Origin of the sequence: Poseidonocella pacifica, from assembly GCF_900111875.1 — a bacterium.
In the GTDB taxonomy this organism is placed as follows: Bacteria; Pseudomonadota; Alphaproteobacteria; order Rhodobacterales; family Rhodobacteraceae; genus Poseidonocella; species Poseidonocella pacifica.
Genome location: NZ_FOJU01000001.1, coordinates 353,885 through 379,119 on the forward strand (window position 1 = coordinate 353,885; position 25,235 = coordinate 379,119).

A 25,235-nucleotide genomic window follows, 5' to 3' on the forward strand; every position below is an offset into this window, starting at 1 on the left:
GGCAGTGCGCATGATCCGGCGCCGAGGCAAGGACAGAGCTGATTCCGATCTTTCGGAGCTGAATGGGTTCGATTCTTTCGAACTCAAGCTTGGGGATGTCATGCGCGGCGAGCGTGCGACGATGGGGAAGTCTCTGCTCGATGTGCAGCGAGAGCTGAAAATCAAGGCTGCCTATGTGGCCGCGATTGAGAATTCCGACCCGTCCGCTTTTGATACGCCCGGCTTTATCGCTGGCTATGTCCGTTCATACGCGCGGTATCTGGGCATGAACCCCGAGAAGGCCTTTCTCGAGTTTTGTGAAGAAAGTGGTTTTTCGACGTCTCACGGCATGTCGCCTGACGCGTCATCCCGTGCCCGTTATGCCAGCACTGCGGCGGCCTCGAACGCGAGCCCGTTCGGATCTAAGAATTACTTCGATTCCACCGACAAGCGGTTCTCTCCACTCGAGCAGGGTATCTTTTCAAGCCTTGATGCGGGAGCCATCGGGTCTTCCCTCGCGCTTGTCGCGGTGATCGGCCTTTTGGGTTTCGGCGGCTGGAGTGTTTTGCAGGAAGTGCAGCGAGTTCAGATCGCGCCGGTTGATCAGACACCGGCGGTGATTTCCGAGCTAGACGGTCCCGACAACTCAGCTCAGCGATCTGAGGACGGAATTGTGTTGGCGGATGCGTCGGCGCACGAAGACGCTCTCGACCGGCTCTACCGCCCCCAAGCGCTTGATGTGCCGGTGCTCGTTGCAAGGGATGCGCCGATCGCGACGCTTGATCCGGCGGAAATCGGTGTTTTCCGGAGTCCGACGCGCCAGGGTGACCCCGCGATGGAGCGTATGTTGACTGACGTGGGGAACCAGCTTGCCGATGTCTCGGCGGAGGTACAGGGGCCCACCGTTCCGCAGGTTGTCGAGACGCCTGCGCCCGATGTCGTGCTTTTCGCCGTTAGGCCCGCGTGGGTTCGCGTACGCGCGGCCGATGGCAGTGTGATCTTTGAAAAGATTCTGAACGCCGGCGAGGAATTCGTCCTTCCCGCAACCGAAGAGGCGCCCACGCTTCGCGCAGGCAACTCCGGGTCGCTCTTCTTCAAGGTGGCCGGTGAGGTCTATGGCCCGGCTGGTTCGGGTACCAGCGTCGCCAAGAACGTAGCTCTTTCGGTTGACGGGTTGCGCGGTGCGTACCAGACGGCCGATCTCACGGCAGATCCTGAACTCGCCCGCTTCGTGGCGATGGCGGAGACGACTTCGGACTAGCCCCGCATTGATGACGGGCCAAGGCTGGTCTATCTAGCGCACAGACCCCGCAATGCATGGAGCATCCTCATGTCGCTCAATCACGTCCGGCCGTGGCGCAACATCTATCGCCGCACGTCGCGCCAGATCCACGTGGGATCGGTTCCCGTAGGGGGCGACGCACCCATTTCGGTGCAGACGATGACGAACACCGACACTTCTGATGTTGCGGCGACCGTGGCCCAGATTACGGCGGCGGCCGAAGCGGGGGCTGATATCGTTCGGGTGTCTACTCCTGACGAATCCAGCACGCGCGCGCTTCGCGATATTGTTCGCGAAAGCCCGGTTCCAATCGTGGCGGACATCCACTTTCACTACAAACGCGCAATTGAAGCAGCAGAGGCGGGGGCTGCGTGCTTGCGCATCAATCCCGGTAACATCGGATCCGAAGAACGGGTCCGCGAGGTCATTCGCGCCGCAAAGGATTACGGCTGTTCCATCCGTATCGGTGTGAACGCGGGTAGCCTTGAACGCCATTTACTGGAGAAATTCGGCGAGCCGTGCCCCGAGGCGATGGTCGAAAGCGCGCTGGAACATATCCGTATTCTTGAGCAAAACGACTTTCACGAATTCAAGATCAGCGTGAAGGCATCCGATGTTTTTCTCGCCGCAGCAGCGTATCAGGGGATCGCCGATGCAACCGATGCGCCGATTCACCTTGGGATCACCGAAGCGGGTGGTTTGACGTCTGGCACCATCAAGAGTGCCATTGGTTTGGGTAACCTGCTCTGGATGGGAATAGGCGATACGATCCGCGTCTCTCTCTCCGCCGATCCGGTCGAGGAGGTGAAGGTTGGCTTCGAGATACTGAAGGCGCTTGGGCTACGTCACAGGGGGGTCAACATCATTTCATGCCCGTCCTGCGCCCGTCAGGGTTTCGATGTCATCAAGACGGTCGAAATTCTTGAGCGGCGACTCGAGCACATCAAAACCCCCATGAGCCTGTCGATCATTGGGTGCGTGGTGAATGGGCCGGGAGAAGCGCTGATGACGGATGTCGGATTTACTGGCGGCGGTGCCGGGAACGGCATGGTCTATCTTGCGGGCAAACAGAGCCACCGGATGTCGAATGAAGAGATGGTCGAACACATCGTAGAGCAGGTGGAGAAGAAAGCCGAAGCCATAGAAGCTGCGTCCGTTGAGGCGGCTGAGTAACGACGGCTTTTGATAGGCAGATTGCGGGGGGCTGCGCAACAGGCGGCGGTTCAAGCCGCCGCTGGTCCAAGGTTCAGCTCCCCACAGCGCATTCAGCTATCTTCGCGAACTTCATCAACAATTTCGCGCATCTGCTCCAACGGGACATATCCCCGAAGCATTTCGCCGCCGAGAACGAACGTGGGTGTTCCGTTGATGTTCAATGCCCGCGCGAGATCGTGGTTTGCGCGAATGATCTCATTGACTTTGGGCGAAGACATTTCTGCCAAGATCGCCTCGCCGTCGAGGTTCAATTGGTTTGCAAGGCGAGTGAGAACCGCATCGCTCGGCTCCGCGTTCAAGCCAAGAAGCGCTTCTTGGGCTGCGCCATAGGCCTCGTCTCCGGCGACTTCGCGCGTTGCCAGGGCGAAGCGGGACGACGCGAGTGAGGCCTCTCCCAGAATTGGGAACTCCTTGTAAACAAAGCGGATGTTCCCGTCGCTTTCGATCAGTTCCTTTACCTCGTCATGTGCACGCCGGCAGTAACCACAGCGGTAATCAGCAAATTCGACCAGTGTCAGGTCTCCGTCGGGATTCCCCGCGATCCAACTGTGACCATCCTCGAAAAGCGCCTCGGCATGCTGGGCGATCATATCCGTGTCAGCGACCGTCTCAGCCGTAGCTTGTCGCTGTTCCAGAACTGTGATCGCCTCCATCAGAACCTCCGGGTTTTCCAGAAGATACGCGCGAACTTCATTCCGAAAATTCTCGCGCTCACTTGCTGTCATGTCAGAAAGGTCAGCCTCAGCAGGAAGGGCAAAGCTCAGCGAGAGGAGGGCGGCGGCGAAGCGTTTCATCGGGTCCATTCCTTGTTCATGGGGCGATTGACCGGAGCGCCAGCCTTTGGGACAAGCGACCTGCGCAGAATAGAGGGGTTGCGATGCGGAACTCAAGCAGAGGAGTGGTCAGTCCTTTCATTGTGATGGATGTGATGGAGCGGGCAAGGGCGGCTGAGGCCTCTGGTCGCCGGATCATTCACATGGAAGTCGGCCAACCGGGCACCCCCGCGCCCGCCGGGGCACGGCAAGCGCTGAGCGCATCGCTGGAACGGGAGGCGCTCGGGTATACCGTTGCGCTCGGGTTGCCGGCATTGCGGGAGCGGATCGCTGCGCTATACGGGGATTGGTATGGTGTCGATCTCGATCCGAGCCGGGTGGTTGTCACTGCCGGATCTTCAGGGGCTTTCTTGCTTGCCTTCACGGCATTGTTCGATGCGGGCGACCGGGTTGGGATTGGGCGCCCGGGATATCCGTCCTACCGCCAGATACTGAAGGCTCTCTCGTTGCAACCAGTTGAGTTTGTGACGCAGGCGGAAGATCGGTTCCAGCCGCGACCCGAGGATATTCGCGGGGCAGGGCTTGCAGGAATGCTTGTCGCATCACCGGGAAATCCGACGGGCACGATGCTTGACCATGGCGCACTGTCGGCACTTATCGACGCAGCCAAGGGTGAAGGCGCAGCCTTTATCAGCGATGAGATCTATCACGGGATCGAGTATGACGCGAAGGCTGTGACGGCGTTGGAGGTCACAGACGAGGTCTATGTGATCAACTCTTTCTCCAAGTACTTTTCTATGACCGGATGGCGCATCGGGTGGATGGTCGTACCCGATGATCACGTGCGGATCATCGAAAGGCTTGCCCAGAACCTTTTCATTTGCGCTCCCCACGCGGCGCAGGTTGCTGCGCTCGCCGCGCTGGATTGCGGGGCGGAACTTGAGGCGAACCGCGCGGTCTATGCAAGGAACCGACAATTGATGATCGACGGGCTGCCGCGCGCTGGATTCACCAAAGTCGCTCCGCCTGATGGCGCTTTCTATGTTTATGCGGATGTTTCGGATCTCACGGATGATAGCGTCTCGCTCGCGGCGGACATTCTGGATCAGGCCGGGGTCGCGGTGACGCCGGGTGTCGATTTCGATCCAGAACGGGGCCACCAGGCGCTTCGGTTCTCATATGCCGGTTCAACCGAAGACATCGAGGAGGGCTTGCACCGACTCGCTGCGTATATGGCCTCGCGAAGCTGAGTCTGCGACGCTACCGATGCGCCGAACGCCCCCGGAATTAAGGGGGCGCATTTAAGCGTGCAATTTTACTCGGTCAAAATCTCGGCACTTCGCCCGCAATGCCCCGGTGGCAGAGGCGAAGAAGCAACAGTCGTCAAAGGCATATGCCACTGTATACAATGATTTTTCGGCATTTGACCGGAAAAATCGAATATGACGCTCTTCGGTTGACCACCCTTGGGGCGGGGCGTAAACAGTGGACCAGCCAGTCTAGTACCAGCGGAGCGCGAACTGCGCCCCGGGAAGGAGCCGAACGTGGAAGAGATGCTGCGGGAGTACCTCCCAATTCTCGTTTTTCTGGCCATTGCCATCGGACTGGGCCTCGTGCTCATCCTTGCGGCGGTGGTCATCGCAGTGCGCAGCCCCGACCCGGAAAAGGTGTCCGCCTACGAATGCGGGTTCAATGCGTTCGATGACGCACGGATGAAGTTTGACGTTCGGTTTTACCTCGTCTCGATCCTGTTCATCATCTTCGACTTGGAAATCGCGTTTTTGTTCCCTTGGGCCACGGCATTCAGGGATCTGTCGGACGTCGCATTCTGGTCAATGATGGTATTTCTCGGCGTGCTCACCATCGGGTTCGCCTATGAATGGAAGAAGGGGGCACTCGAATGGGAGTGACCGAAGACAAACCACTCGTCAGCGAGGTGATGAGCGAGGGCTATCAAGTTCCCCGCGTTAAATCCGGGCCTTCGGCACCTGTGGCTTATAAGCAAAACGATGCCGGGCCCGATGCGGAAGTGGCCACCAGCGCCCTGAACCGTGAGTTGCAGGACAAAGGGTTTCTCCTGACGTCAACCGAGGACATCATCAACTGGGCGCGCACCGGATCGCTGCACTGGATGACTTTTGGATTGGCATGTTGCGCGGTGGAGATGATGCACACCTCCATGCCTCGCTACGATCTGGAGAGGTTCGGCACCGCGCCGCGCGCCTCACCACGGCAGTCTGACCTGATGATCGTGGCTGGAACGCTGACCAACAAGATGGCGCCCGCCTTGCGCAAAGTTTACGACCAGATGCCGGAACCTCGGTACGTGATCTCCATGGGGTCGTGCGCCAATGGAGGTGGTTACTACCACTACAGCTACTCCGTGGTTCGCGGCTGCGACCGCGTTGTGCCGGTGGATGTGTACGTACCCGGTTGTCCACCGACGGCCGAGGCGCTGCTCTATGGTGTGATGCAGCTACAGCGCAAAATCCGCCGGACAGGAACGATTGTACGCTGAGGCGTAATTGAAGGAATCTCGGGCGGAATTGCCCCGGGGAGAGGACGAGCGATGACAGAAGCCCTGCAAGAGCTTGGTGCGCATATCGAGTTGAAGCGGCCCGATTGCGTCCTGTCGTGGGAGGTCGCTTTTGGCGAGTTGACTCTTACGGTGACAGCGTCGAACATCGCCGGGCTCGTGGAGTTTCTACGCAATGATCCCACCTGCCGCTTTTCCTCGTTGGTGGACATTACGGCTGTTGACTATCCGGCACGGCCCAAGCGTTTTGACGTGATCTATCACTTCCTGTCGATGTATCAGAACCAACGGATCCGGCTTCGCATTGCTGTGCGCGAAGATGAAATGGTGCCCTCGATCGTTGATGTGCATCCTTCGGCCAATTGGTTCGAGCGCGAAGTCTTTGACATGTACGGGATCATCTTCAAGGGGCATCCCGATTTGCGCCGGATCCTGACCGACTATGGATTCCGCGGCTATCCACTTCGCAAGGATTTTCCGACCACGGGCTATACCGAAGTCCGCTATGACGAAGAGCAGAAGCGCGTGGTATATGAGCCGGTCAGTCTGGTGCAGGAATACCGCCAGTTCGACTTCATGAGCCCATGGGAGGGTGCTGAATATATCCTTCCGGGCGATGAGAAGAAGGAGGAGGCGAAATGATGGATGGCAACACTCCGGCTTTGACTCCCGGCTTCGACGACGTGGAGACTGGCGAGCAGAAGATCCGTAACTTCAATATCAATTTCGGCCCGCAACACCCTGCGGCACACGGTGTTCTTCGTCTTGTGCTCGAGTTGGACGGTGAAATTGTTGAGCGCTGTGATCCGCATATCGGCCTGCTCCATCGCGGCACCGAGAAGTTGATGGAGAGCCGGACCTATCTGCAGAATCTGCCCTATTTCGATCGGCTCGACTACGTGGCGCCGATGAATCAGGAGCACGCTTGGTGTCTTGCGATTGAGAAGCTGACCGGCACAGTCGTTCCTCGCCGTGCCAGCCTCATTCGTGTGCTGTTCTGTGAAATCGGGCGCGTGCTCAATCACCTGCTCAACGTGACGACGCAGGCGATGGACGTTGGCGCTTTGACGCCGCCGCTCTGGGGCTTTGAAGAGCGTGAAAAGCTCATGGTCTTCTATGAGCGTGCCTGCGGCGCACGTTTGCACGCAGCTTATTTCCGCCCCGGCGGTGTTCATCAGGATCTTCCGCCCGCGCTGCTGGACGATATCGAGACTTGGGCCGAGGAATTCCCGGCGGTCCTTGCGGATATTGATGGGCTGCTGACAGAAAACCGCATCTTCAAGCAACGCAACGCGGATATCGGGGTGGTGAGCGAAAAAGAGGCTCTTGATTGGGGCTTCTCCGGTGTGATGGTCCGCGGATCAGGCCTCGCATGGGACCTGCGGCGCGCGCAGCCCTATGAGTGCTATGACGAATTCGAATTCCAGATCCCCATTGGCAAGAATGGCGACTGCTACGATCGCTATCTTTGCCGTATGGAAGAAATGCGTCAATCGGTTCACATCATCCATCAGGCCATTGAAAAACTTCGCGCCCCTGAGGGGCAGGGCGATATCTTGGCCCGTGGGAAACTCACCCCTCCCAAGCGGTCGGATATGAAGCAATCGATGGAAGCCTTGATCCATCACTTCAAGCTTTACACCGAGGGCTTCCACGTTCCAGAGGGAGAGGTCTACGTCGCCGTCGAGGCGCCGAAAGGCGAATTTGGCGTCTTCCTCGTCTCCGACGGAACAAACAAGCCGTATCGGGCGAAGATCCGCGCCCCGGGATTCCTGCACCTTCAAGCGATGGACCATATCGCCACGGGGCACCAACTTGCCGATGTCGCGGCGATAATCGGCACGATGGACGTGGTGTTCGGGGAAATCGACCGGTGATCGATTTCCCAGCAAAGATAAACAATGGCCGCGGCGCGAACGCTGGCCAATGGCACGAAAGACGGCTCTGATGCTTCGTAGACTTCATCACGACCAGCCCGCCAGCTTCGCTTTTACCGAGGCAAATCATGCGTGGGCAGAGGCGCAGATTACCAAGTATCCCGAGGGCCGTCAGGCATCGGCCATCATTCCCTTGCTATGGCGTGCGCAGGAGCAGGAGGGTTGGCTGACCCGTCCTGCGATCGAATACGTGGCGGACCTTCTTGGCATGGCCTATATCCGCGCGCTCGAAGTGGCGTCTTTCTACTTCATGTTCCAACTTCAACCCGTTGGGTCGGTTGCCAATATTCAAATTTGCGGCACGACGTCCTGTATGATTTGCGGCGCAGAGGATCTCGTATCCGTGTGCCGGGAGAAGATTGCCGACAAGCCGCATACCCTTTCTGCTGACGGCAAGTTTTCCTGGGAAGAGGTCGAGTGTCTGGGCGCCTGTGCGAACGCGCCTATGGCGCAGATCGGCAAGGATTATTTCGAGGATCTGACCACGGAGCGGCTGGCCGAGATCATCGATGCCCTTGGCCGAGGTGAGGTTCCGACACCGGGACCGCAGAATGGGCGTTTTGCGTCCGAGCCGCTGAAGGGCCTGACCTCGCTGGGCGAATTCGATAGCGGCCGGACAAAATACAATGCGTCGGTGCAACTCGCCACTGATCTTGGGGATACGGTGAAGCGGATCGACGGCACGGAAGTGCCGCTGCTTACCCCGTGGCAGGCCCGGCCCGACGATGGCGCGGGCGAGCCCCTGCAGGAAGAGCCACGGCCAAGTGCTGGTAAACCGGCGGATGAGACCGGCGTTACCGAACAGGAAGCGCAAGCCGAAGAAACAGCGGAGCCGGAGGCGAGCGCTGCTCCTGAGCCGCGCGGCGATGACAGGCCCGGCGCGGAACTTGGCGAGCCGGCCACGGCAGCACCCGCTTCTGAAACGGGAACCGCGCAGGCGGGTACCAAGCCGCAACTTCTGGACGCTCCGCGCGGGGATACCGCGGACGACTTGAAGCGGATCAAGGGGGTAGGGCCAAAGTTGGAGCAACTGCTCCACCGGCTGGGGGTTTACCACTTCGATCAGATCGCGAATTGGAGCGACGAGGAAGTTTCTTGGGTAGACGAACATCTCGAAGGGTTCCGGGGCCGGGTTTCCCGCGATGAGTGGACCTCTCAGGCCAAGGTTCTGGCAGACGGTGGCGAGACGGAATTTTCCAGCCGTGCGAAGGATATCTATTGACCCCGGCCGCCGCTCAGAACACTCCCCGAGGAGATGAGTAATGGCCGAATCCGAGGCGCATCTCGCTCGGCAGGGCCGGATAGCCGCGCTCGTGATTGCCTGGTCGATGTTGATCTGGTTGGCGGCGCAGTGGGTCGGGCCAAGGCTTGGATTGCCGGGGCGCTACGCGCTTCTAATAGATTTCGCCGCGTTGGCGGCCCTCTTCTGGGCGCTTGTGGTGACATTTCAGATCTGGCGCAAGCGCCAGCAGACGACGAGGTAAAGGCGCGATGCTGAAGGACGAGGACCGGATTTTCACCAACCTCTACGGGATGCATGACCGCACATTGGACGGCGCCAAGAAGCGCGGCCATTGGGACGGAACGGCGAATATCCTCGGCAAGGGGCGCGACTGGATCGTTGACCAGATGAAGGCCTCTGGCTTGCGCGGACGCGGCGGCGCCGGGTTCCCGACGGGGCTCAAATGGTCCTTCATGCCCAAGGAAAGTGACGGGCGGCCAAGCTATCTGGTCGTGAACGCGGATGAATCGGAGCCGGGCACTTGCAAGGACCGTGAGATCATGCGGCACGACCCGCATACGCTCATCGAAGGGTGCCTGATCGCCAGCTTCGCCATGGGTGCGCATGCCTGCTACATCTACATTCGCGGAGAATATATCCGGGAACGTGAGGCGCTTCAGGCCGCAATTGATGAGGCATATGACGCCGGGCTCGTAGGCCCCAATGCCTGCAAGTCGGGATGGGATTTCGACATCTATCTGCATCACGGGGCGGGGGCCTATATCTGCGGCGAAGAGACAGCGCTTCTAGAAAGCCTCGAAGGGCGCAAGGGCATGCCGCGGATGAAGCCGCCGTTTCCTGCGGGGGCAGGGCTCTATGGCTGTCCTACCACGGTCAACAACGTGGAATCTATCGCGGTCGTGCCGACGATACTGCGACGCGGACCAGAGTGGTTTGCGGGCTTTGGCCGTCAGAATAACGCCGGCACCAAACTCTTTGCCATTTCCGGGCACGTCAACAACCCATGTGTTGTCGAGGAGGCCATGTCGATTTCCTTCGAGGAGTTGATCGAAACCCACTGTGGCGGGATCCGTGGCGGCTGGGACAATCTTCTTGCGGTGATCCCTGGCGGGTCATCCGTGCCCTGCGTGCGCGGGGAGAAGATGAAAGACGCCGTCATGGATTTCGATTACCTGCGGGGGGAATTGGGCTCCGGTCTCGGCACCGCGGCGGTGATCGTCATGGACAAGCAAACCGACATCATCAAGGCCATCTGGCGTCTGTCCAAGTTCTACAAGCACGAGAGTTGTGGTCAGTGCACGCCGTGCCGTGAGGGTACCGGGTGGATGATGCGGGTGATGGAGCGGCTGGTTCGAGGTGAGGCAGAGGTCGAAGAAATCGACATGCTGTTCGATGTGACGAAGCAAGTCGAAGGGCACACCATTTGTGCTCTCGGCGATGCGGCGGCCTGGCCAATCCAAGGCTTGATCCGCAACTTCCGCGACGAAATTGTGGATCGGATCAAAGCGCAGAAGGCCGGTCGTATCAGTGCGGCCGTGGCGGCGGAGTGACGGTGATGCGACTGTTGAAATCTGTCTTTGTGGGCGCGGCACTGGCCGGAGTTCTGGCAACAGGCGTCGCAGCGGCGAAGCCTCCGCTCTCGGAAGTGACGAAGATCAATCAAGGGTTGCTGGTCGTCGGGATCGCCGATGAAATCCGCAAGGAATGCAATGTGATTGAGCCACGCATGTTCACGGCGCTTGGCTATATCAATACTCTGGTGAACGAAGCCCAAGCGCTTGGCTATAGCCGCGATGAGATCGAAGAATTTCGTAAATCCAAGGCGGTCAAGAAGAAGCTGCGCGCCGACGGAGAGGCCTATATCAGTGCAAAAGGCTATGATCCGAAAAGCGCAAACTCCCTGTGTGATCTGGGCCGCGCGGAAATCGCCGCGGGCAGCCCGATCGGCAAATTGCTAAGAGCGAGGTAGAGCCATGTCCGACCTGCGCAAGATCATTATCGACGACAGCGAGATCGAAGTCGATCCGGCCATGACGCTGATCCAGGCCTGTGAGCAGGCAGGCATTGAGATTCCGCGGTTTTGCTACCACGAGCGCCTCTCGATCGCCGGCAACTGCCGCATGTGTCTTGTCGAAGTGGTTGGCGGTCCGCCCAAACCTGCGGCCTCCTGTGCGATGCAGGTCAAGGATCTTCGCCCCGGCCCCGAAGGCCAGCCGCCTGTGATCAAGACGAACTCCCCCATGGTCAAGAAGGCCCGCGAAGGGGTGATGGAATTTTTGCTCATCAACCATCCTCTCGATTGCCCGATCTGCGATCAGGGCGGGGAATGTGACCTTCAGGATCAGGCGATGGCCTATGGCGTCGACTTTTCCCGGTATCGCGAACCCAAGCGGGCAACCGAGGACCTGAACCTTGGGCCGCTTGTCGAAACGCACATGACGCGCTGCATCTCTTGCACGCGATGCGTTCGGTTCACGACCGAAGTCGCCGGTATCCATCAGATGGGGCAGACCGGGCGCGGCGAAGACGCCGAGATCACGGCCTATCTGGGCGAAACGCTCGATTCCGAGATGCAGGGCAATATCATCGATCTTTGTCCCGTTGGCGCTCTCGTCTCCAAACCCTATGCGTTCACGGCTCGCCCTTGGGAATTGACCAAGACCGAGACGATTGACGTAATGGATGCTCTTGGAAGCAACATCCGCGTGGATACCAAGGGCCGCGAGGTGATGCGAATTCTTCCGCGCAACCACGACGGCGTGAACGAGGAATGGATTTCTGACAAGACGCGCTTCGTGTGGGACGGGTTGCGGCGGCAACGTCTGGACCGACCTTACATCCGTGAAAACGGAAAGCTCCGGCCTGCAAGCTGGCCCGAAGCTTTGTCTGCCGCTGCAAGCGCGATGACCGACAAGAAAGTCGCCGGACTGGTCGGAGATCTGGCCTCCGCCGAAGCGACGTTTGCCCTCAAGGGGCTCATCGAAGGGCTGAGTGGATCCGTGGAGTGTCGTACTGATGGCGCTCACCTTCCTGCGGGCAACCGTTCGGGCTATGTAGGAACGGCATCCATCGAAGACATAGACAATGCGCAGAACATCCTTCTGATCGGGACGAATCCGCGGACCGAAGCGCCGGTACTCAATGCCCGCATCCGCAAAGCGTGGAGCAAGGGCGCGAAGGTCGCACGGGTCGGCCCCGTCGCCGATCTCACTTATGATGTCGCGGAGGTCGGGGAGGATCGCGCGGCGCTTGAACGTCTGTCACAGATGGATCACTCCGATAAGCGCGACGTTCCCGGTGTCATAATCCTGGGGCAGGGCGCGCTTTGTGAGGCGGATGGTGCGGCCGTGCTCGGTACCGTGATGCAATTGGCAGAAGCCGCCGGCGCGAAACTCCTGATCCTTCATACAGCGGCAAGCCGCGTGGGTGCGATGGATCTCGGGGCTGTTACCGAAGGTGGCATCGCGGGCGCGCTGGAAGGTGCCGAGGTGGTTTACAACCTCGGCGCAGACGAGGTGGAAATTGCCGCTGGTCCGTTCGTGATCTATCAAGGCAGTCATGGAGACCGTGGCGCCCATCGTGCGGACATTATCCTTCCCGGCGCGGCCTATACCGAGGAAGCTGGTTTGTTCGTCAACACCGAAGGCCGGCCGCAGCTCGCGATCCGGGCCGGATTCCCTCCGGGGGAGGCGAAAGAAAACTGGGCGATCCTGCGGGCCTTGTCGGCGGAGGTCAGTGCGGTCCTGCCTTTTGACAGCATCGCGCAGTTGCGTCAGGCGATGGTATCCAGCGTTCCGCATCTTGGGCAGGTGGACGAGGTTATCGAGAATGAATGGCAACCCGTGGAAGCCGGCAAACTTGGCGATGCCGCTTTCCGTCTTGCCATCCGGGATCACTACCTGACGAACCCGATTGCACGGGCCTCGGCGCTCATGGCGGAACTTAGCGCCAACGCTAAGGCACGCGCCGCGACGCCCATCGCAGCGGAATGAGGCCAAGACACGGCACGGGGCGGCAGAGACACAGGCCGCACCGCATCGTGAGGGCAGAGACGAAAACGGGTGGAACATCCCGTCGAGATGAGATTAACACCGCGGCAGCGGCTTCGGACAGACCCACGGGGTAAGGAAGAGATGGCAGAGTTCCTCACAACACCGCTAGGTATCGCGCTGATCATCGTGGCCCAATGCCTCGCGGTGCTTGGTTTCGTGATGGGCAGCTTGCTGTTCCTTGTCTATGGCGACCGCAAGATCTGGGCCGCGGTGCAAATGCGCCGGGGGCCAAACGTGGTAGGCGTCTTCGGCCTGCTGCAAACCGTCGCCGATGCGTTGAAATACGTGGTCAAGGAAGTGGTCGTGCCTGCGGGGGCCGACAAAACGGTCTTCATGCTTGCCCCACTCACCAGCTTCGTACTGGCCATGGTCGCCTGGGCGGTGATCCCGTTCGCCGACACTTGGGTGCTTTCCGATATCAACGTGGCGATCCTCTATGTCTTTGCGGTCTCATCTCTTGAGGTTTACGGCGTGATCATGGGGGGGTGGGCTTCAAACTCTAAATACCCCTTCCTCGGCTCCCTTCGCTCTGCGGCGCAGATGATCTCCTATGAGGTCTCGATCGGCCTGATTATCGTCGGTGTCATCATTTCCTCGGGCTCGCTCAATTTCGGCGACATCGTTCGCGCGCAGGATGGTGCCTTCGGGTTTTTCAACTGGTACTGGTTGCCCCATTTCCCGATGGTCTTCCTTTTCTTCATCTCCTGCCTTGCGGAGACGAACCGCCCGCCGTTCGACCTTCCAGAAGCGGAATCGGAACTCGTCGCGGGTTATCAGGTCGAATACAGTTCGACCCCGTTCCTCCTCTTTATGGCGGGTGAGTATATCGCGATCTTCCTGATGTGCGCTCTGACCTCCTTGCTGTTCTTCGGTGGCTGGTTGTCGCCGATACCGGGCCTGCCGGACGGTGCGCTCTGGATGGTTGGCAAGATGGCCTTCTTCTTCTTCATCTTCGCGATGGTGAAAGCGATCACGCCGCGCTACCGCTATGACCAGCTTATGCGTCTGGGGTGGAAAGTCTTTTTGCCCTTCAGCTTGTTCTGGGTGGTGTTTGTCGCCTTCGCAGCGCGGTTCGAATGGTTCTGGGGTGCCTTTACGCGCTGGTCGACGGGTGCCTGACATGAAGACGGATATCGCCAACGGTGGTGCGGTCGCGGCAAATGTGGCCTCGCTACACAGCACACCCTTTTTGACGGCAATGACCATGAATGGAGAAGCGGTATGACCCAGATCGACTATACTCGCGCGGCCAAGTATTTCTTGCTGGCCGACTTCTTTCAGGGCTTCAAGCTAGGGCTGAAGTACTTCTTCGCGCCCAAGGCCACCTTGAACTATCCCCACGAGAAGGGCCCTCTTTCGCCGCGTTTCCGCGGAGAGCACGCATTGCGCCGCTATCCCAACGGGGAAGAGCGATGCATCGCGTGCAAGCTCTGTGAAGCGATCTGTCCGGCACAGGCGATCACCATTGATGCTGAGCCTCGCGATGACGGAAGCCGTCGTACGACGCGATATGACATCGACATGACGAAATGCATCTATTGCGGATTCTGTCAGGAAGCGTGCCCGGTCGATGCGATCGTCGAAGGCCCCAATTTCGAGTTTTCCACCGAAACCCGTGAAGAGCTTTTTTACGACAAGGCCAAACTTCTTGAAAATGGCGACCGGTGGGAAGCTGAGATTGCCCGCAATCTCGAACTCGACGCGCCTTACCGATGAGCCTCGTGATGCCCACCAACGATGCCTACGTGAAAGGCGCGGCCTCTTTGGGAGAGACAGGCCCCGGTATGGTAGGGGCTTTGAGCGGTCGGTATGAGCATGTCTTGTTGGGCTTCGCGGGAGAGGAAATTCGCGCGACCGTCTCTCGAACGAAGCTTTATAGCGGCATGCCCGCGGTGTTTAATGCCCTCAACGGGGCGCTGGAAATCTTTGCAGACAATGAGGGTGACACATGAGTGATGGCAAGACACCCTTTGAGTTGATGATGGCTCAGGCGCAGGAGATGGCCAAGGCGTTCAATCCCGCCTTGGAAACCTTTAACCCCAAGGGGTTTGAAAAGCTTTGGCCGACCATGCCAAAGGACGCCATGGAAATGTGGTTTGGCAAGGGGATCAGCAAGGATGGGCTTGATGCGAAGACCCGTCTTTTGCTCACCCTCGCGGGCCTGACGATGCAAGGCGCGCAAGCCGATACACCGTTTCGCATGACGGTGCGCCATGCCCTTGAGGCGGGCGCTACCAAGGATGAAATTGCCGAGACCATCGCACAGATGTCGATGTTCGCCGGTATTCCCGCCATGACCCGCGCGATGGAGATCGCTCGCGATGTCATGGAAGCCGACGAGGGGACACAGGAATGATCGTTTTCGCATTTTACCTCTTCGCGGCCGGCGTGATCGCTGGTGGGCTGTTCACCGTGATCGCCCGCAATCCCGTGCATTCGGTGCTCTGGCTGATCCTCGCGTTTCTCAGTGCGGCGGGGCTGTTTGTCCTGCTCGGGGCCGAGTTCGTCGCGATGTTGCTGGTCATCGTCTATGTGGGCGCGGTCGCGGTGCTCTTCCTCTTCGTTGTCATGATGCTCGATGTCGATTTCTCCGAGTTGAAAGCAGAGATGACGAAAGCGATGCCTCTAGCACTTTTGATCGGCGTGGTCATCCTGATGCAACTGGGGTTCGCCTTCGGAGCATGGGAGACGGCCGATACGGCACAGAGTGCACGCGCGGCGGTCGCGCCGACGGAGCTGCACAACACGCGCGCGCTTGGGGTCCTGCTGTACGATCAGTACTTCTTGCTGTTCCAACTCGCAGGTCTGATCCTGCTGGTGGCGATGATCGGGGCGATTGTTCTGACACTGCGCCACCGGACCGACGTAAAGCGACAGGATGTTCTGGCGCAGATGTATCGCGATCCGGCCAAGGCGATGGAGTTGCGCGATGTGAAACCGGGGCAGGGTCTTTGATGATCGGATTCCGGACAGCAGTCGCAAGGGGGATCGCCTGTGCGGCCCCGGTGGCGAACGAATATTTCAGCGGGTAACGACCCGGAGGGACGCAAGAATGATCGGACTTGAACATTACCTGACGGTGGCCGCGGTGCTATTCGTCATCGGCATCTTCGGGCTGTTTCTCAATCGGAAGAACGTGATCATCCTGCTTATGTCGATCGAGTTGATCCTGCTTTCGGTCAACATCAATCTGGTTGCCTTCTCGTCGTACTCGGGTGATCTGGTCGGCCAGATTTTCACCTTGTTCGTACTGACAGTGGCGGCGGCCGAAGCGGCGATCGGTCTTGCGATCCTTGTGTGCTTCTTCCGAAACCGCGGGACGATCGCGGTCGAAGACGTCAACGTGATGAAAGGCTGAGCGCATGGAATCCCTCATCCTCTTTTCGCCGCTCGCCGGTGCGCTTATCGGTGGCTTCGGGTGGAAGATCATTGGCGAACGGGGGGCCATGTGGATCACCACGGGCCTGCTTTTCCTCGCCTGTTTCTTTTCGTGGATCGTGTTCTTCAGCCATGATGGCGTGACCCAACACATCCACATCTTGAACTGGATCCAATCGGGCACACTCGATACCGCTTGGTCGATCCGTCTCGACCGGCTTACCGCGATTATGCTCATCGTGATCACGACAGTCTCAGCGCTCGTGCACCTTTATAGCTTCGGCTACATGGCGCACGATGAGAACTTCCGCGAAGGAGAGAGCTACAAGCCGCGCTTCTTCGCTTATCTGTCGTTCTTCACCTTTGCCATGCTGATGCTGGTAACGGCCGATAACCTCGTACAGATGTTCTTTGGCTGGGAAGGGGTTGGGGTCGCGTCCTACCTTCTGATCGGATTTTATTACCGCAAACCTTCGGCAAATGCCGCCGCGATGAAGGCCTTTGTGGTCAACCGTGTCGGTGATTTCGGCTTTGCGCTTGGTATTTTCGCGCTCTACTTTCTCGTCGATAGCATCGACTTTGACGATATCTTTGCCGCCGTTCCGACCATTGCCGAAACGGAATTGACCTTCCTTTGGCGCGACTGGAATGCCGCCAATATCATCGGTATCCTGCTGTTCATCGGCGCGATGGGTAAGTCGGCACAACTTTTCCTTCACACATGGCTTCCTGATGCCATGGAAGGCCCGACGCCGGTTTCCGCTCTGATCCACGCTGCGACCATGGTGACGGCGGGCGTTTTCCTCGTCTGCCGCATGTCGCCGCTTCTGGAATATGCTCCGCAGGCTACGGCCTTCATCACGTTCCTGGGTGCAATGACGGCATTCTTCGCGGCAACGGTCGGGCTTGTTCAAAACGATATCAAACGCGTCATCGCCTATTCGACCTGTTCGCAGCTCGGCTACATGTTCGTGGCGGCCGGTGTTGGCGTTTATCCGGTGGCGATGTTCCACCTCTTTACCCACGCCTTTTTCAAGGCGATGCTTTTCCTTGGCGCTGGCTCTGTGATCCACGCAATGCATCACGAGCAGGACATGCGGAACTATGGCGGACTTCGCAAGAAGATCCCCTACACCTTCTGGGCCATGTTGATCGGCACGCTTGCCATCACGGGCGTGGGTATTCCGCTGACACACATTGGCTTTGCGGGCTTCTTGTCAAAGGACGCCGTGATCGAAAGCGCATGGGCGGGAACTGCCGGTGGTTTCGCCTTCTGGGCGCTTGTGGTCGCCGCACTTTTCACCTCCTTCTATTCGTGGCGCCTGATGTTCCTGACATTCTGGGGCAAGCCGCGCGGTGACAAGCACACTCATGAGCACGCCCATGAGAGCCCGCCTGTAATGCTTATCCCGCTTGGGGTCCTTGGTCTCGGCGCGATCTTCTCCGGCATGATCTGGTACGGAAGCTTCTTTGGCGACCATGACCAAGTGAACCGGTTCTTCGGGGTCGGAGCCAACGGTACACATGCCGAAGCCGTGCAGGATGATCACGCAGAAGAGGCCCATGCCGAAGCCGGAGACGCGGCCCATGACACCGTCGATGACGGGGCAGAAGCTGATCACGGTGAGGCAGTCTCGCATGCCTATGCACCGGGCGACGGCGCAATTCATATGGGGCCGGAAAACCACGTGATGGACGATGCCCACCACGCGCCGATCTGGGTCCGCGTCAGCCCCTTCATCGCTATGCTTATCGGCCTTGGAACCGCGATCTGGTTCTATCTGATCAACCCCGCGCTTCCGGCGCGGCTCGCGGAAAACCAACGGCCCCTCTACCTGTTCCTGCTCAACAAGTGGTACTTTGACGAGATCTATGACTTTCTCTTCGTACAGCCCGCCAAATCCGTGGGGCGGATCTTCTGGAAGCGCGGTGACAGGGACATCATCGACGGTTCGATCAATGGTATCGCCATGGGGATCATCCCATTCTTCACACGGCTCGCAGGGCGTGCGCAGTCCGGGTATATTTTCACCTACGCATTCTGGATGGTGGTTGGCATCGCGGTGCTGATCACATGGATGAGCATCGTCGGAGGGGCGGAATAATGGATAACCTGCTGTCCATCACCACCTTTATTCCCGCCATGGCCGCCTTGATCCTCGCTATCTTTTTGCGTGGAGATGATGCGGCGGCGCAGAAGAATGCCAAGTGGCTTGCTCTTATCGCGACCTCGGCGACCTTTTTCGTCTCATTGTTCATCCTTGCGCAGTTTGATCCCCAGAATACGGGGTTCCAGATGGTCGAAGAGGGCGACTGGCTCATCGGGCTCAACTACAAGATGGGCGTCGACGGGATTTCGGTTCTTTTCGTCCTCCTGACGACCTTCATGATGCCGCTGACCATTGCGGCCAGCTGGAACGTGTCGAGCCGGGTGAAGGAATACATGATTGCCTTCCTCGTGCTCGAAACGCTGATGCTTGGCGTGTTCATGGCGCTCGATCTGGTTCTGTTCTACCTCTTCTTCGAGGCGGGTCTCATCCCGATGTTCCTGATCATCGGCATTTGGGGGGGCAAGGAACGGATCTATGCCTCCTTCAAATTTTTCCTCTACACCTTCCTCGGCTCGGTACTCATGTTGCTGGCAATGGCGGGTATGTTCATTGATGCAGGCACAACCGACATTCCGACACTGATGCAGCATCAGTTCTCTTCGGGGGGCTTCGATGTACTGGGCATTCACGTCGTTGGCGGGGTTCAGACACTTATGTTCCTGGCCTTCTTCGCCAGCTTTGCGGTGAAGATGCCGATGTGGCCGGTGCACACCTGGTTGCCCGATGCCCACGTGCAGGCACCGACGGCCGGTTCGGTGGTGCTTGCCGCGATCTTGCTCAAGATGGGCGGTTACGGCTTCCTTCGGTTCAGTCTGCCGATGTTCCCGGTCGGGGCGGATCTTCTGGCACCGCTCGTGTTCTGGATGTCCGCGATCGCCATCGTCTACACCTCGCTTGTGGCGCTGGTACAGGAAGACATGAAGAAGCTGATCGCATACTCATCCGTGGCCCACATGGGATATGTCACGATGGGGATCTTCACCGTGAACCAGCAGGGGATCGACGGCGCCATCTTCCAGATGTTGTCCCACGGGTTCATTTCCGGCGCGCTCTTCCTCTGTGTCGGGGTGATCTATGATCGGATGCACACACGTGAGATCGACGCCTATGGTGGCTTGGTGAACCGTATGCCGGCCTATGCCCTGATCTTCATGCTGTTCACCATGGCGAACGTCGGATTGCCGGGCACCTCTGGGTTCATCGGGGAATTCCTCGTTCTGATGGGAATATTCCAAGTCAACACTTGGGTTGCTCTCGTGGCGACCTCCGGCGTGATCTTCTCTGCCGCCTATGCGCTTTGGCTCTATCGCCGGGTGGTTATGGGGGATCTCATCAAGGAGAGCCTCAAGACGATCACGGACATGTCCGGCCGCGAACGAGCCATCTTTGCGCCGCTCGTCGTCATGACAATCTTGCTTGGCGTCTATCCGAGCCTTGCCACCGATATCTTCAGCCCCTCAGTCGAGGCGCTCATCTCCAATTACCAGACCGCGCTCGGGGTGTCTTCGGACGCGCCCATCGTCGCGGCGCATTGAGGGACGGATCCATGATCTCTGCCGATCTGAACATCATCGCCCCGGAAATCGTCTTGGCCGTCTTTGCCATGCTGGGCCTCGTCGCGGCGGTCTATTCGGGGAAGGACCGCGTCGCGGGTATTCTTCTTTGGGCCACGGTTGCGCTCTTCCTGGTCGTCGCCGCATGGATCGGGTTGAACGGACAGGGGACGAACCCGGCCTTTGGCGGCATGTTCATGGATGATGCCTTTTCCCGGTTTGCCAAGGTCATCATCCTGCTGTCCGCCGCGGCCATTTTGGCGATGAGCAAGGACTATATGGAGCGGCGCGATCTGCTGCGGTTCGAATACCCCGTTCTCGTCACGCTCGCCATTGTTGGCATGATGATGATGGTCAGCGCGGGGGATCTCATCGCGCTTTACATGGGGCTGGAGTTGCAATCGCTCGCCCTCTATGTCGTGGCATCCCTGCGGCGCGATAGCGTGAAATCGACCGAAGCGGGCCTGAAGTACTTCGTCCTTGGCGCACTCTCTTCCGGTCTCCTGCTTTATGGGGCGTCGCTTGCCTATGGATATGCTGGGACAACGCTGTTTTCCGGCATCGTTGTTGCGGCAAGCGATGGCCACCTGTCGCTCGGGCTTCTGATCGCGGTTGTCTTCATCATCGCGGGTCTTGGCTTCAAGGTATCCGCCGTTCCCTTCCATATGTGGACCCCGGATGTCTACGAAGGTTCGCCTACGCCGATCACCGCTTTCTTCGCGACCGCCCCCAAGGTCGCCGCGATGGCGCTGTTTGCGCGCATCTTGCATGACGCGTTCGGTCAGGCTCCGGGCGATTGGGGGCAGGTGATTGCGCTTATCGCGGTTCTGTCCATGTTCCTTGGGTCGATCGCTGCGATTGGCCAGCGCAACATCAAGCGTCTGATGGCCTATTCCTCCATCGCGCACATGGGCTATGCCCTCATGGGGCTCGCGGCCGGGACCGAGTTCGGTGTGACCGCGCTTCTCGTCTACATGGCGATCTACGTGACCATGAATGTCGGTACCTTTGCCTTCATTCTGACGATGGAGCGTGACGGCCAGCCGGTGACGGATATCGACAGCCTCAACATGTACTCCAAAGCGCACCCCGGTCGTGCCTTCGCCATGTTGATCCTGCTGTTCAGTCTGGCGGGCGTTCCGCCCATGCTCGGCTTCTTCGGGAAATTCTACGTGCTTCGCGCGGCATATGAGGCGGGGTTTGTCTGGCTCGCGCTCGGCGGTGTCTTGGCGTCGGTGATCGGGGCCTATTACTATCTTCGGATCGTGTTCCTGATGTACTTCGGCAAGGAGCAGGAGGAGCTTGGCGTTGATCGGTCGCCTATCCTCTACGGATTGCTGATGACGAGTGCTGCGATCATGCTGATCGGGATCGTGAACATGTTCGGGGTTGAAGGCGCTGCGGCGGCTGCGGCGGCAACACTTGTCAACTAGGCCATTGCCGCCACAGACGGGACATTCACCAAGTGTCTGGCCTGACGGCTATGGTCGCCGGATACTCGACGAAGTCGACAGTACGAATGCCGAAGCGGCGCGAATCGCGCCAGACCTTTCCGGTCCCGAGTGGATCCTTGGCCTGAAACAAAATGCGGGGCGTGGCCGTCGGGGTCGCGCGTGGGTCATGCCAAGCGGCAACTTCGCCGCGACTTTGGTCCTGCAGCCACCCGGGCCACAAGCCACCTGGGCATTGCGCTCCTTCGTTGCCGCGCTGGCATTGCACGACGCACTTGTTGACGTCACCGGCGGGCCTGAGTGTTTTGCGCTGAAGTGGCCCAATGACGTGCTGTTGAACGGCGGAAAACTCGCTGGAATTCTTCTCGAAGGCCTCGGGGCGCGGCATCTCGCGATCGGGATCGGTGTGAACCTTGCGGATATTCCTGCCGGCGGGGAGCTTCCCGAAGGGGCGCTGGCACCTGTCAGTCTGCTGAGCGGAACTGGCGTGACCATCGCTCCCGAAACCTTTCTGGAGTATCTCGCAGCATCCTACGCTGAGCGCGAACGTGAGCTGGTAACCTACGGTTTCGCGCCCATACGCGCGGCGTGGCTAGAGCGTGCGGCGCGTTTGGGACAGGAGATCGTGGCCCGAACGGCGACCTCGGAGACGAGGGGCCTGTTCGACACCATCGACGAAGAGGGATATCTCCTTCTGAAGACCGACTCCGGACCGTGCCGCATCGCCGCGGCGGACATCTATTTCTAAGGAACTGAGCATGCTTCTCGCCATAGATGTGGGCAACACGAATACGGTTTTCTCTATCTGGGATGGCTCGCACTTTCTCGCGACGTGGCGGGCATCAACCGAGCATCAGCGTACCGCCGACCAATATTACGTCTGGCTTTCGACGCTCATGGAAATTCAAAAGATCGACGCGGATATCACCGAGGTGATCGTCTCGGCAACAGTGCCGCGTGTCGTGTTCAACCTGCGCGTCCTTGCCGACCGCTATTTCAACACCCGGCCGCTTGTGGTGGGAAAGCCAGATTGCGCGTTGCCGGTCGACGTCCGCGTCGATGCGGGCACGAATGTCGGGCCCGACCGACTCGTGAATACAGTGGCCGGCTATGACCGTCATGGCGGCGATCTCATCATCGTGGATTTCGGCACGGCGACGACCTTTGATGTCGTTGATGTGGACGGCGCCTATGTTGGCGGTGTGATCGCACCGGGCGTCAATCTCAGTCTTCAAGCCCTCCACGAGGCCGCAGCGGCCCTGCCGCACGTCGACGTCACGATGCCCGCGACTGTTGTGGGGACCAATACGGTCGCCTGCATGCAGTCCGGCGTCTTCTGGGGCTACGTGGGCCTTGTCCGCGAAATTTGCACACGAATAAGGGCTGAGCGCGACCGCCCTATGAAAATCGTCGCGACCGGGGGACTTGCGCCGCTCTTTGAGCAGGGAGCCTCCCTTTTTGACGTCTATCAAGACGATCTGACAATGCACGGGCTGACCGTGATCAATGCTTTTAACAGGGGGCGGAAATGACCGACCGTTTGATCTATCTACCGCTCGGCGGCGCCGGGGAAATTGGGATGAATGCCTATGTCTATGGCTATGGTGCCCCGGGCAAGGAACGGCTCATCCTCGTCGACCTGGGGGTTACGTTCCCCGATATGGACGGCACGCCCGGTGTGAATCTCATCTTCCCGGACATGACTTGGCTGAAGGAACGCAAGGATCGGCTGGAAGCCATCTTTGTCACCCACGCCCATGAGGACCACGTCGGCGCTGTGGCGCATTTCTGGGAGCAACTCGGTGCGCCGGTCTATGCCCGGGCCTTCACGGCGCATATCGCGCGCCTCAAGATGGAGGAAAAGGGGCTGCCTGACGGCACCGTTCGCACGGTAAGCGCATGGCCCGAACGTACCGAAGCGGGACCTTTCACGGTTGGGTTCGCGCCGATCTCTCACTCGATCCCCGAAAGCTCCGCGCTGGTGATCGATACGCCGGCGGGCCGGGTTCTGCATACCGGCGACTTCAAGGTCGATACCGCGCCGGTCGTGGGAGAGCCGTTCGATCATGCCATGTTCGAGGAGATTGCCGGAGAGGGGGTTCAGGCCCTTGTCTGCGATTCGACGAATGTCTTTTCGGAACATGCGGGCCGTTCTGAATCCACGGTTGGACCGGAGATCGAAAAACTTGTTGCTTCCTCGACCGGGATGTTTGTCGCGACAACCTTTGCGTCGAACGTGGCGCGGGTCAGAACCCTTGCCGAGGCGGGCGAACGTGCTGGCCGATCCATCTGTCTCCTCGGCCGTGCGATGCGCAGGATGATCGAAGCTGCTGTGTCGACGGGCGTACTGTCGAGTTTTCCCAAGGTGATCAGCGCTGAGGAGGCGCTTGATATGCCCCGGGACAATGTGATGCTTCTTGTCACTGGCAGCCAAGGCGAACGGCGCGCCGCATCCGCGCAACTTGCCCAAGGCAAGTACCGGGGGATCGAGCTTCGGGAAGGGGATACGTTTCTTTTCTCATCCAAGACCATCCCCGGAAACGAACGCGGCGTGATCCGGATCATGAACCAGTTCTCCGAAATCGGGGTTGATATCGTTGATGACGACTCTGGGCGCTACCACGTCTCCGGCCATGCTAACCGGCCGGACCTGTTGGAAATGCACCGGCTGGTTTCGCCAAAGATAGTTGTACCCATGCATGGCGAACATCGGCATCTGCGTGAACATGCCCGTTTGGCGAGCGAGAGTGGCAAGCGCGGGATCGTCGCGGTCAACGGGACCATGCTCGACATCGGGGGGGACGCTCCCTTGATCGTGGATCACATCGAGACGGGCCGCACCTACCTTGACGGGTCGGTCCAAGTGGGTGCTCTCGATGGGATCGTACGCGACAGGATCCGCATGGCGCTCAACGGGCAAGTCATCGTTACCGTCATCGTCGATGAGGACAATGAGCCGATCGGTGAGCCTTGGTGTGAATTGCGCGGTGTGCCTACGACCGGCCGTTCCAATGCTCCGCTCGTTGAGGTTCTGGAGGCAGATCTCAACCAGTTCCTCGCTCGTGCCGAAGCCAAGACCCTGTCCGATGATGACCGCATAGAGGATTCCATGCGGCGTATCGTGCGGCAGACTTGCCTTGATGAAATCGGCAAGAAACCCGAGGTTGTGGTGGTGGTCAGCCGCCTCATCTGAGTTAGGTACAGCGGTAATGAAAACTAACGAAGGGAGATCGACATGATCAAGAAATCAGGTTCTGCAAAATGGTCCGGCGGCCTTAAGGACGGCACAGGTACCATCTCGACGGAGTCGGGTGTGCTCGATGGCGTTCAATACGGCTTCAACAAGCGGTTCGAGGGAGAGCCCGGCTCAAATCCTGAAGAGCTGATCGGCGCGGCTCATGCGAGCTGTTTTTCCATGGCTCTCTCGATGATCCTTGGCGAGAGCGACCTTGTCGCCGATGAGATCGCGACGACCGCGACGGTCTCGCTTGAGCAAAAGGACGGTGGCTTTGCCGTGACGAAGGTGCATCTCGATGTCACCGCGCGCATTCCGAATGCGGATGAGGAGGCATTCAAAAAGGCGACCGAAGCTGCCAAGGCGAATTGCCCGATTTCAAAGCTGCTGACAGCCGAAATCACCATGGATGCCAAGCTGGCTTGAGCCGAGTTTCCATATGACAAAAAAACGGGGGCGAATGCCCCCGTTTTTCGTTTTAGCGAAGAGT

The 25,235-nt window shown here is 59.0% G+C and carries 26 protein-coding genes; 25 read left to right on the forward strand and 1 reads right to left on the reverse strand.

The features are described from left to right. The first annotated feature begins 10 nt into the window (after positions 1–10). A complete protein-coding gene (locus BM234_RS01660; RefSeq protein WP_092059994.1) occupies positions 11–1,240 on the forward strand; it encodes a helix-turn-helix domain-containing protein in 1,230 nt (409 codons plus the stop codon). A gap of 69 nt (positions 1,241–1,309) precedes the next feature. Next, positions 1,310–2,434: a flavodoxin-dependent (E)-4-hydroxy-3-methylbut-2-enyl-diphosphate synthase gene (gene ispG, locus BM234_RS01665; protein WP_092059996.1), complete on the forward strand. Its 1,125-nt coding sequence runs from the start codon at positions 1,310–1,312 to the stop codon at positions 2,432–2,434. 92 nt (positions 2,435–2,526) lie between these two features. On the opposite strand, the gene BM234_RS01670 is transcribed toward ispG, so the two are convergent. Next, positions 2,527–3,270 (reverse strand): DsbA family protein, encoded by a 744-nt coding sequence (locus BM234_RS01670; RefSeq protein ID WP_245752437.1) that lies wholly within the window; start codon positions 3,268–3,270, stop codon positions 2,527–2,529. Between the two features lie 83 nt (positions 3,271–3,353). On the opposite strand from BM234_RS01670, the gene BM234_RS01675 reads away from it, so the two are divergent. The 23 genes from BM234_RS01675 (at position 3,354) to BM234_RS01785 (ending at position 25,171) form a co-directional block, all read left to right on the forward strand. Further along, positions 3,354–4,499, forward strand: a complete 1,146-nt coding sequence (locus tag BM234_RS01675) for a pyridoxal phosphate-dependent aminotransferase (RefSeq protein ID WP_092060000.1) — start codon at positions 3,354–3,356, stop codon at positions 4,497–4,499. Between the two features lie 294 nt (positions 4,500–4,793). Further along, positions 4,794–5,159: an NADH-quinone oxidoreductase subunit A gene (locus tag BM234_RS01680; RefSeq protein ID WP_092060002.1), complete on the forward strand. Its 366-nt coding sequence runs from the start codon at positions 4,794–4,796 to the stop codon at positions 5,157–5,159. Next, positions 5,150–5,767 carry a NuoB/complex I 20 kDa subunit family protein gene (locus BM234_RS01685; RefSeq protein WP_175501176.1) on the forward strand — a complete coding sequence of 206 codons (618 nt, stop codon included), beginning with the start codon at positions 5,150–5,152 and terminating at the stop codon, positions 5,765–5,767. Before BM234_RS01680 ends, BM234_RS01685 begins: the two co-directional genes overlap by 10 nt. A 51-nt stretch (positions 5,768–5,818) precedes the next feature. Next, a complete protein-coding gene (locus tag BM234_RS01690) occupies positions 5,819–6,427 on the forward strand; it encodes an NADH-quinone oxidoreductase subunit C (protein ID WP_092060004.1) in 609 nt (202 codons plus the stop codon). Then, a complete protein-coding gene (locus BM234_RS01695) occupies positions 6,427–7,662 on the forward strand; it encodes an NADH-quinone oxidoreductase subunit D (RefSeq protein WP_425439221.1) in 1,236 nt (411 codons plus the stop codon). The genes BM234_RS01690 and BM234_RS01695 overlap by 1 nt, the downstream gene beginning before the upstream one ends. A gap of 70 nt (positions 7,663–7,732) precedes the next feature. Then, a complete protein-coding gene (locus tag BM234_RS01700) occupies positions 7,733–8,944 on the forward strand; it encodes an NADH-quinone oxidoreductase subunit E (RefSeq protein WP_092061287.1) in 1,212 nt (403 codons plus the stop codon). Positions 8,945–8,984: 40 nt separating this feature from the next. Next, positions 8,985–9,206 (forward strand): DUF5337 domain-containing protein, encoded by a 222-nt coding sequence (locus BM234_RS01705; RefSeq protein WP_092060008.1) that lies wholly within the window; start codon positions 8,985–8,987, stop codon positions 9,204–9,206. A gap of 7 nt (positions 9,207–9,213) precedes the next feature. Further along, positions 9,214–10,515: an NADH-quinone oxidoreductase subunit NuoF gene (gene nuoF, locus BM234_RS01710; RefSeq protein ID WP_092060010.1), complete on the forward strand. Its 1,302-nt coding sequence runs from the start codon at positions 9,214–9,216 to the stop codon at positions 10,513–10,515. A gap of 5 nt (positions 10,516–10,520) precedes the next feature. Next, entirely contained in the window at positions 10,521–10,934 is a 414-nt protein-coding gene (locus BM234_RS01715) for a DUF5333 domain-containing protein (RefSeq protein ID WP_092060012.1), read from the forward strand. Between the two features lie 4 nt (positions 10,935–10,938). Then, positions 10,939–12,957, forward strand: coding sequence for an NADH-quinone oxidoreductase subunit NuoG (gene nuoG, locus BM234_RS01720; RefSeq protein ID WP_092060014.1), 2,019 nt, complete (start codon positions 10,939–10,941; stop codon positions 12,955–12,957). Between the two features lie 141 nt (positions 12,958–13,098). Next, positions 13,099–14,136 carry an NADH-quinone oxidoreductase subunit NuoH gene (gene nuoH, locus BM234_RS01725; RefSeq protein ID WP_092060016.1) on the forward strand — a complete coding sequence of 346 codons (1,038 nt, stop codon included), beginning with the start codon at positions 13,099–13,101 and terminating at the stop codon, positions 14,134–14,136. Positions 14,137–14,238: 102 nt separating this feature from the next. After that, positions 14,239–14,733 (forward strand): NADH-quinone oxidoreductase subunit NuoI, encoded by a 495-nt coding sequence (gene nuoI / locus BM234_RS01730; protein ID WP_092060018.1) that lies wholly within the window; start codon positions 14,239–14,241, stop codon positions 14,731–14,733. An 8-nt stretch (positions 14,734–14,741) separates the two neighbouring features. Beyond that, the gene (locus tag BM234_RS01735; protein ID WP_092060020.1) at positions 14,742–14,969 is read left to right on the forward strand and encodes a hypothetical protein; all 228 of its coding nucleotides are present in this window, start codon (positions 14,742–14,744) and stop codon (positions 14,967–14,969) included. Next, on the forward strand, positions 14,966–15,373 hold the full coding sequence (locus tag BM234_RS01740; RefSeq protein ID WP_092060022.1) for a carboxymuconolactone decarboxylase family protein: 408 nt from the start codon (positions 14,966–14,968) through the stop codon (positions 15,371–15,373). The genes BM234_RS01735 and BM234_RS01740 overlap by 4 nt, the downstream gene beginning before the upstream one ends. After that, positions 15,370–15,972 carry an NADH-quinone oxidoreductase subunit J gene (locus tag BM234_RS01745; protein WP_092060024.1) on the forward strand — a complete coding sequence of 201 codons (603 nt, stop codon included), beginning with the start codon at positions 15,370–15,372 and terminating at the stop codon, positions 15,970–15,972. Before BM234_RS01740 ends, BM234_RS01745 begins: the two co-directional genes overlap by 4 nt. A gap of 97 nt (positions 15,973–16,069) precedes the next feature. After that, positions 16,070–16,375: an NADH-quinone oxidoreductase subunit NuoK gene (gene nuoK / locus BM234_RS01750; RefSeq protein WP_092060026.1), complete on the forward strand. Its 306-nt coding sequence runs from the start codon at positions 16,070–16,072 to the stop codon at positions 16,373–16,375. Positions 16,376–16,379: 4 nt separating this feature from the next. After that, on the forward strand, positions 16,380–18,500 hold the full coding sequence (gene nuoL / locus BM234_RS01755; protein ID WP_092060028.1) for an NADH-quinone oxidoreductase subunit L: 2,121 nt from the start codon (positions 16,380–16,382) through the stop codon (positions 18,498–18,500). Continuing rightward, positions 18,500–20,041, forward strand: coding sequence for an NADH-quinone oxidoreductase subunit M (locus BM234_RS01760; RefSeq protein ID WP_092060029.1), 1,542 nt, complete (start codon positions 18,500–18,502; stop codon positions 20,039–20,041). The genes nuoL and BM234_RS01760 overlap by 1 nt, the downstream gene beginning before the upstream one ends. A gap of 11 nt (positions 20,042–20,052) precedes the next feature. Then, the gene (nuoN, locus tag BM234_RS01765) at positions 20,053–21,492 is read left to right on the forward strand and encodes an NADH-quinone oxidoreductase subunit NuoN (RefSeq protein WP_092060031.1); all 1,440 of its coding nucleotides are present in this window, start codon (positions 20,053–20,055) and stop codon (positions 21,490–21,492) included. Next, complete coding sequence (locus BM234_RS01770; RefSeq protein ID WP_245752438.1) at positions 21,482–22,258, forward strand: biotin--[acetyl-CoA-carboxylase] ligase; 777 nt, start codon at positions 21,482–21,484, stop codon at positions 22,256–22,258. The genes nuoN and BM234_RS01770 overlap by 11 nt, the downstream gene beginning before the upstream one ends. Before the next feature lie 10 nt (positions 22,259–22,268). Continuing rightward, entirely contained in the window at positions 22,269–23,042 is a 774-nt protein-coding gene (locus BM234_RS01775; protein ID WP_092060033.1) for a type III pantothenate kinase, read from the forward strand. Then, positions 23,039–24,703, forward strand: a complete 1,665-nt coding sequence (locus BM234_RS01780; protein ID WP_092060035.1) for a ribonuclease J — start codon at positions 23,039–23,041, stop codon at positions 24,701–24,703. Before BM234_RS01775 ends, BM234_RS01780 begins: the two co-directional genes overlap by 4 nt. A 42-nt stretch (positions 24,704–24,745) precedes the next feature. Further along, positions 24,746–25,171, forward strand: coding sequence for an OsmC family protein (locus tag BM234_RS01785; RefSeq protein WP_092060037.1), 426 nt, complete (start codon positions 24,746–24,748; stop codon positions 25,169–25,171). Positions 25,172–25,235: the final 64 nt, after the last annotated feature.